Here is a 350-nt window from a genome sequence, read left to right on the forward strand (position 1 = left end):
AAACGCTCGGTGTGAATTCGATAGATTTGACAACTCGACTTCCGCCAGCTCCATCGCCCATCAGAAAGACAACAAGCGCCCTGTTTCGTGCCCGTTCGCTTTTCTCAATAGCCATGCCTGCAATTAAGTGATTATTACTATCTACTACAGATAAGCACCAAGCTCCTGTCTGACTAACTAAGCCTGTTTCAAACCAAGCACGAGCCCAGATGTACCAGTCTTTAGCTTGTTCAGAGAGCTTTAGCTCCTTAACCGCTCCAAAATACGCCCCGTTAGCTGTATTTGTAAAATTAGCAGGTAGCAATCCCAAACGTCCGCCAAAAGAAGAATCAGCAGACATTGTCGTGACC

1 pseudogene is annotated in these 350 nt (G+C 46.3%); it reads right to left on the bottom strand.

Annotation, left to right across the window (positions count from 1 at the left end):
• Positions 1-350 (bottom strand): annotated as a pseudogene (locus HMPREF2574_RS09835) (phage tail family protein); the annotation flags it as partial.

The sequence above is a fragment of the Streptococcus sp. HMSC034E12 genome, from assembly GCF_001835915.1.
In the GTDB taxonomy this organism is placed as follows: Bacteria; Bacillota; Bacilli; order Lactobacillales; family Streptococcaceae; genus Streptococcus; species Streptococcus vaginalis.